Source organism: uncultured Maricaulis sp. (assembly GCF_963976135.1).
Classification (GTDB): domain Bacteria; phylum Pseudomonadota; class Alphaproteobacteria; order Caulobacterales; family Maricaulaceae; genus Maricaulis.
Genome location: NZ_CAXBKN010000136.1, coordinates 1 through 5508 on the forward strand (window position 1 = coordinate 1; position 5508 = coordinate 5508).

Annotated in this window: 7 protein-coding genes; 4 read left to right on the forward strand and 3 right to left on the reverse strand. The window is 62.9% G+C overall.

Going from position 1 to position 5508, the window contains the following annotated elements:
• The 3 genes from AAC023_RS13420 to AAC023_RS13430 all read right to left on the reverse strand — a co-directional run.
• A partial coding sequence (locus AAC023_RS13420; protein WP_339741705.1) for a DUF1194 domain-containing protein occupies window positions 1-734 on the reverse strand: 734 nt, incomplete at its 3' end.
• Complete coding sequence (locus AAC023_RS13425; RefSeq protein WP_339741706.1) at window positions 731-1516, reverse strand: DUF1194 domain-containing protein; 786 nt, start codon at window positions 1514-1516, stop codon at window positions 731-733. The genes AAC023_RS13425 and AAC023_RS13420, both read right to left, overlap by 4 nt.
• 193 nt (window positions 1517-1709) lie before the next feature.
• Complete coding sequence (locus AAC023_RS13430) at window positions 1710-2054, reverse strand: hypothetical protein (protein WP_339741707.1); 345 nt, start codon at window positions 2052-2054, stop codon at window positions 1710-1712.
• A 225-nt stretch (window positions 2055-2279) separates the two neighbouring features.
• Between AAC023_RS13430 and ykgO the strand changes: the two genes are divergently transcribed.
• From ykgO to AAC023_RS13450, 4 genes are all read left to right on the forward strand, one after another.
• Entirely contained in the window at window positions 2280-2405 is a 126-nt protein-coding gene (gene ykgO, locus AAC023_RS13435; protein ID WP_091768343.1) for a type B 50S ribosomal protein L36, read from the forward strand.
• Between the two features lie 13 nt (window positions 2406-2418).
• Window positions 2419-3024, forward strand: a complete 606-nt coding sequence (locus AAC023_RS13440; protein WP_339741708.1) for an HAD family phosphatase — start codon at window positions 2419-2421, stop codon at window positions 3022-3024.
• Window positions 3025-3179: 155 nt separating this feature from the next.
• Window positions 3180-4367, forward strand: coding sequence for an acyl-CoA dehydrogenase family protein (locus tag AAC023_RS13445; protein ID WP_339741709.1), 1188 nt, complete (start codon window positions 3180-3182; stop codon window positions 4365-4367).
• 3 nt (window positions 4368-4370) lie between these two features.
• The gene (locus AAC023_RS13450; RefSeq protein WP_339741710.1) at window positions 4371-5450 is read left to right on the forward strand and encodes an acyl-CoA dehydrogenase family protein; all 1080 of its coding nucleotides are present in this window, start codon (window positions 4371-4373) and stop codon (window positions 5448-5450) included.
• The last annotated feature ends 58 nt before the right edge of the window (window positions 5451-5508 follow it).

Here is a 5508-nt window from a genome sequence, read left to right on the forward strand (position 1 = left end):
ATTTCGATTATAAGTTTGCGCTTCAGCGCGTCCACGAAATCCTCATGCTCATTTGTGGGCGAAATGAAGGCACCGGGCCCGGCAATCACCTGTTTTTCAAAATAATCTGCAACATCGATACTGACCGAGGGCCGAAACGGGCTTTGCCGCTCGGACTGGATCGGCAGGCCATTGATGGTGATCAGCGCGGTTTCGGCGCGGCTGCGGGCCTGGGACAGGGAGGAGCCGGAATTCTGCGGCCCGTCACCGGACAGATCGATCACCTGGCGCATGCCCTGGTAATCATTGTCCTCGATCAGGGTGATCGAACTCTCGATCGCGGCGCCGATCGCCGTGCGACGGCCGGAGATAAAGGGCGCGGTCGCCAGGCTGGCGGCGAAAATACGGGCATCGGCCTCGGTGCCGATGACCGTCCAGGGCGCGACGACACGCTGGAAATCGCCGTCCGCCCATTCCAGATACATCACCGCGATACGGCCATAGCCGCCGCCCTGGATTGCCGAGATCACTTCGGGATCGGCCAGCGCCGCGACATGGCCTTCGCGCTGGCGCCGCGCCTCGACCTCATCGATCGAGGAGGAGACATCCACCGCGAGCACGAGTTCAAGATCGACATATTCGCGGCCATCGGCGGTGTATTCCACCGGCCGTGAAAGATAGTCGGGCGGCGCCTCGCTACCACCGATCAGAAGAGACGCGAAGAGCAGACATGCCAGCCCCAACCCCGGCCTCACGGCGCGCGTCCCACGACGGACGGGCCGGCGTCCGGCAGGACAAGCTCGGAGCGCGACGGCATGGCGCCGGCGATCTCGAGAACAAGCTTGCGCAGAATCGCGACGCGAAATTCGTCCTCGGCCCGGGCCGGCAGCACGAAGGCACCGGGACCGGTAATCACATTCTCGCGAAAATAACCCTCGAGATTGACTTCGACCGGCCTCACCCAGCGTCCGGGACTGGCCGAGATCACGGGCAGGCCATTGACGACAATGCCCGACCGGCTGGCGAGCGCATGGGCGCTTTCCAGCGGCATGCCCTGGTTTTGCGGTCCATCCCCGGAAATATCGATGATCAGGCGCGGTGCGGTATAGCTATTTCCATCGATGCGGCGGACAGCATCGGCAATCGCCGAACCGATCGCAGTATAATGACCGCGCTCGAAGGGGGCTGCCGCGACCTGTGCGGCAAAGCCCAGCGCGTCTTCCTCGCTGGCGATCACGGTCCAGTCGGCGGCGGCGCGCTGAAAACCGGTATCGGCCCATTCGACATAGGTGACGGCGATCCGCCCCAGCGGCCCGCCCTGGATCGAGCGGATCACATCCTCATGCGCCAGCGCCGCGACATAGCCCTCGCGCTGGCGATGCGCCTCTTCCTCGTCGACGGAGTAGGAGATATCGACCGCGAGCACGAGTTCGACATCAACATCGACACGATCATCCTGTGCTGCGGCATTGGCCGCCAGCCCGCTCACACAAACGGCCGCGAGCGCGGCCGAAACGCAATTACCCAGATGTGTCATGGGCGCGAAACTATGGGCGCTGCCGGGCAAGAGCAACTGACGATGTTGTAAGAGAGGATTTTCGCCACAAGGGCGGAACCCGGTCGGCAAGGGCAGACGATACAGTCTGCGCGCACGAACAGGCGCACTCATACCCGGATATGACCTTTCACACCCGGGTATGAGCGGAATGCCCTAGTCTAAACGAGCCAGACTAGTTTGGTTCGTCAGCAGCAGGCTCATCAGCTGGCGGCGTGACCGCATCTTCAACGGCCTCGGCCGCATCCTGGATAGCGTCGCCGGTTGCGTCGGCCGCATCCTGGATCGCTTCGCCAGTTGCGTCGGCGGCGTCTTGCAGGTGGTCGCCCACGGTCTCTTCTTCGACGAGGCCCATGTCTTCAGCGGCTTCTTCAGCGGCATCGCCCATGGCATCAGCGGCGTCTTCCATTTGCTCGGCTGCCGAATCCATATTGTCTTCGGCGCTCTCACCCGTTCCATCGGAACAGGAAGCGAGCAGTAGTGCTGCGGCCGAGGCCGCGATCATCAGTTCAAAACGCATGTCAGTCTCCTTGTGACCGGGCACACATACCAGATTTTGCCGGGCATGAATGCAGTTTTCTTAACCATGTGTAATATATTTCGCACCTGCGGCATCGCAAGATCCGCATTCGGCGCTTTTCCCGCCGGCCGGGCGGCTGAACCGCACGTCCCCGTTGACAGTGCAACAGCCCTCAGCTACTCCGCGCCCTCCTTATTCAATGCGTGTCAACACGAAGGCCTTGCCATGAAAGTCCGCAGCTCTCTCAAGTCGCTGAAAAATCGTCACCGTGATTGCAAGGTCGTGAAACGTGGCGGCCGTGTCTATGTGATCAACAAGACCGACCCGCGCTTCAAAGCCCGTGCCGGCTAGGCTTTCACAGTCGATGGCCCGCAAGGCTGTCCTGTGGGATCTGGGCAAAGTCCTTCTGGACTGGTCGCCCGCCTATCTCTATCGCAAGATGTTCAGAACTGAAGACGCGGTCCAGGACTTCCTGGGCCGTGTTTGCACGATGGAATGGCACCAGGCGCATGATCGCGGCGTGCCAATGGCGGAGAATCGCCGCGCGCTGATTGCGCAATATCCTGAGCATGAAGCAGCGATCGCCGCCTGGGAAACCCGCTTTCCCGAAATGCTCAAGGGCTCCATCCCGGGCACGGCCGAAGTGATCGAAGCGCTCGCCGCACGCGGCATCCCGCAATACGCACTCACCAATCTGCCGGCCGAATGGGTCGGGCCCGTCAACCGGCTCTACCCGGCCATGCGCCATATGCGCGACACGATCGTCTCGGCGCATGAGGGCGTCATCAAGCCGGACCGGCGCATCTATGAGATCACCGCTGCGCGCCTCCCCCATGACCCGGCCGACGTGATCTTCTTCGATGACCGCGAGGCCAATGTCATCGCAGCGCGCGAATTCGGCTTTGATTCCGAGCTGTTCACTGACGAAGCCAGGCTGCGCGCAGACCTGGCGGCCCGCGGCCTGCTCTAGCGCCGGGCCGGTGCGACAAGATTCCGGACCGCGAGAATCAGCAACCCCCTATCCATGCCGCTCCGCTTGGCCTTAAATGCATACCGGAAACACGAAACCCGCGCAGGCCGGCATCAGACCGGACGCGCCTAACGGTCGATATCGAGGAGAACGCCATGGATCTCAACTTCACGCCAGAGGAAGAGGCCTTCCGCGCAGAAGTCCGCAGTTTTCTCAAGGACAATCTGTCCGAAGAGCTGGCGGCCAAGGTTCGCAATGGCGAAGAACTCGGCAAGGCCGATCTTGAGGGCTGGCACGCGACGCTGCAAAGCCGCGGCTGGCTGGCCGTGACCTGGCCGGTCGAATATGGCGGCCCGGGCTGGAATGCCGTGCAACGCCATATCTTCGACGAGGAATGCGCCCTGGCCAACACGCCGCGCATCGTGCCCTTCGGTCTGGGCATGCTCGGCCCCGTCCTGATCAAATTCGGTACCGAAAAGCAGAAAGCCGACATTCTGCCGCGCATTCTCGACGGCACGGATTGGTGGTGCCAGGGCTATTCCGAGCCCGGTGCCGGCTCCGACCTCGCCAGCCTCAAGACCCGCGCCATCCGCGAGGGCGATGATTACATCATCAATGGCCAGAAAACCTGGACCACGCTGGGCCAGTATGCCGACAAGATTTTCTGCCTCGTGCGCACCTCCACCGAGGGCAAGCGCCAGGAGGGGATTTCCTTCGTGCTGGTCGACATCAAGACGCCCGGCATTGAAGTGCGCCCGATCAAGCTGATCGAGGGCGGGTATGAAGTGAATGAGGTCTTCTTTTCCGATGTCCGCGTGCCGGTCTCCAATCTGGTCGGGGTCGAGAATGAAGGCTGGACCATCGCCAAATTCCTCCTCACCCATGAGCGTACCGGCATTGCCGGCGTCGGCGCCTCGACGCAGGCGCTGCACGAGCTCAAAGCGCTGGCCCGCAAGCTGAAACGCCGCGGCAAGCCGCTGATCGAGGATCCACTGTTCGCGGCCCGAATCGCCGAGGCCGAGATCGATCTGGAAGCCCTGCGCATGACCAATCTGCGGGTACTGGTCGATGCCTCCGGCGGCGCCGCCTCCAACACCATCGCCTCCATGCTGAAGATCAAGGGCACGGTGATCCGGCAGAATCTCGACGATCTCGCCCGCCGCGCCCTCGGCCCGGCCGCTGCCCCCTTCCCGATGGACGCACTGGCCGGCAATCTCGCCGTCGCGCCACCGGAAGCGGCTGCCAGTGCCGCCAGCTATTTCAATAATCGCAAGCTTTCGATTTTCGGTGGGTCCAATGAGATCCAGCGCAATATCATCGCCAAAGATCTTTTCGGAGTCTGAGCCATGAATTTCAATCAAACCGACGACCGGCGCATGATCTCCGACAGCCTGCGCCGCTATCTCGCCGACCAGTATCCGGTCGAGCACCGTATCAAAATCGCCTATGACGCCCCCTTCCACGACCCGAAGAAATGGGGCGAACTGGCCGAGCTCGGCATTCTCGGTGCCCTCGTGTCGGAAGACCAGGGCGGTTTCGGCGGCGAAGGCTTTGATATCACCGTGGTGTTCGAGGAATTCGGCCGCACACTGTGCCCGGAACCCATGCTCGGCAATCTGATGGGCCTGCGCCTCTATGCCGCCTTCGGCCAATCGGACAAGGTCGACGCCATCATCGCCGGCAGTGCGCGCACGGCCCTGGCCGTGTTCGAGGCGGATGCCTTCACCGATACAAGCGAGATCGCCACCGCGGCCAGCAAGTCCGGCGAAAACTGGACACTGAGCGGCCGCAAGAGCCTGGTCTATGGCGGTCATGCCGCGGACACGCTGCTGGTCGCAGCGCGCACGCCGGCCGGCAAGATCGGCCTGTTCGAGATTGAGGCGTCAGCTGCGGACATCCATAGCTACGCCATGATTGATGGTGGCGGCGCGGCAGAGGTGGGGCTCGACAATGTGTCCGCCACCTGTCTCTCCGACGACGCGGGCGAGGCTATCGAGGCCGCCCTCGATGCCGGTCGCCTGGCGCTGTGCGCCGAAGCCGTCGGAGCGATGGATGTGCTCCAGGCGATGACCAAGGACTATCTGATGCAGCGCCAGCAATTCGGTCGCCCGATCGCGACCTTCCAGGCCCTGCAACACCGCCTCGTCGACCTGTCGATCGAGATCGAGCAGGCCCGCTCCATCACCATCCACGCCGCCGGCGCCCTCGACACGCCCGGCCGCGCCCTCGCCGTCGCCAAGGCCAAAAACCTGATCGGCCGCGCCGGCAAGCTCGTCGCCGAGGAGGCGGTGCAGATGCATGGCGGTATCGGCATGACCTGGGAATATGCCGGCTCCCACTACGCCAAACGCCTGACCATGATCGACGCCCAGCTGGGCGACAAGGAAGATCAGCTGCGGCGGGTTATGGAATTGATGGCGGCCTAAAGGTTGGGGGCACGTGCCGGCGGTGCGTGCCCCTCCATCTAACACCCGTCATCCTGAC

Coding starts and splice junctions, on each gene's coding strand:
- AAC023_RS13425 (WP_339741706.1), bottom strand. CDS start 1,516: ATGACACATCTGGGTAATTGCGTTTCGGCCGCGCTCGCGGCCGTTTGT.
- AAC023_RS13445 (WP_339741709.1), top strand. CDS start 3,180: ATGGATCTCAACTTCACGCCAGAGGAAGAGGCCTTCCGCGCAGAAGTC.
- AAC023_RS13450 (WP_339741710.1), top strand. CDS start 4,371: ATGAATTTCAATCAAACCGACGACCGGCGCATGATCTCCGACAGCCTG.
- AAC023_RS13430 (WP_339741707.1), bottom strand. CDS start 2,054: ATGCGTTTTGAACTGATGATCGCGGCCTCGGCCGCAGCACTACTGCTC.
- AAC023_RS13440 (WP_339741708.1), top strand. CDS start 2,419: ATGGCCCGCAAGGCTGTCCTGTGGGATCTGGGCAAAGTCCTTCTGGAC.
- ykgO (WP_091768343.1), top strand. CDS start 2,280: ATGAAAGTCCGCAGCTCTCTCAAGTCGCTGAAAAATCGTCACCGTGAT.